The sequence below is a fragment of the Aquabacterium lacunae genome, from assembly GCF_004310865.1.
GTDB classification, from domain to species: Bacteria; Pseudomonadota; Gammaproteobacteria; order Burkholderiales; family Burkholderiaceae_C; genus Aquabacterium; species Aquabacterium lacunae.
Map to the genome: position 1 here is coordinate 1 of NZ_SIXI01000030.1, position 900 is coordinate 900.

General features: G+C 59.7%; 2 protein-coding genes. Both read left to right on the top strand.

What is annotated here, in order from left to right:
- Window positions 1-201 precede the first annotated feature (201 nt).
- Window positions 202-459 (top strand): type II toxin-antitoxin system Phd/YefM family antitoxin, encoded by a 258-nt coding sequence (locus EYS42_RS16860; protein WP_130969376.1) that lies wholly within the window; start codon window positions 202-204, stop codon window positions 457-459.
- 14 nt (window positions 460-473) lie between these two features.
- A complete protein-coding gene (locus tag EYS42_RS16865) occupies window positions 474-872 on the top strand; it encodes a type II toxin-antitoxin system VapC family toxin (protein WP_245503694.1) in 399 nt (132 codons plus the stop codon).
- Window positions 873-900: the final 28 nt, after the last annotated feature.

Below are 900 nucleotides of genomic sequence, written 5' to 3' on the forward strand. Positions count from 1 at the left end.
GCCTAACGCCCGAGTTCACCGGCGCCGGAGCACCGAAGGTGCGGAGGGCACCAACACTGGCCATGAGAATGCCGAAGGCATGGCCAGTGTTGGCGTCCGCGTGCAACGACCTGTTAGCCCGGGCTTGGCCACCAGAGGTTGTTTGACTTGTACTGGCAAGTGATGCAGACTAGTTGAATGACTAGTTCGATGGAGATGGTGATGCATACGTGGCCAGTTCAGGATGCAAAAGCACGTTTCAGCGAGTTCTTGGATGCTTGCCTGCACGAAGGACCACAGATGGTGACACGACGAGGCGCAGAAGCCGCCGTGCTCATTCCTGTGGATGAGTGGCGCAGGCTCCAATCGGCGGCGCGTCCCTCGCTCAAGCAGCTCCTGCTGTCTGAGGATGCTCGGACAGACCTGACGCTGCCTGCTCGTGGCCAGGCCACGCGCCGTAAGGTGGAGCCCATGCTGTGACGAGGAAGTTCCTGTTGGACACCAATGTGGTTTCGGAACTGCGCAGGCAACGCCCGCATGGCGGCGTGGTGGCCTGGCTGCAATCGTTGGATGATGCGCAACTGCATTTGTCCGCGGTGACCCTGGGAGAGATTCAAGCCGGCATTGAGCTGACGCGCGAACAAGACCCCAGCAAAGCGCATGAGATCGAAGGCTGGCTTGAACTGGTTGCCGGCAGCTACAACGTGCTGCCGATGGACGCGGCAACCTTCAGAGCGTGGGCGCGATTGATGCACAGGAAGTCCGATACGCTTTATGAGGACGCGATGATTGCCGCGACAGCCCTGGTGCACGGTTTGACCGTTGCAACGCGAAATGTCAGCGATTTCAATGCGTTGGGGCTGGAAGTATTCAATCCATTTGCCTCGGCGTAGGCGTGTGGTGCCTGAGGGCTAACGCCCA

What these genes read in the sequence shown, in the direction of transcription:
- EYS42_RS16860 (WP_130969376.1), top strand. Translation starts at nt 202, where the DNA reads ATGCATACGTGGCCAGTTCAGGATGCAAAAGCACGTTTCAGCGAGTTC.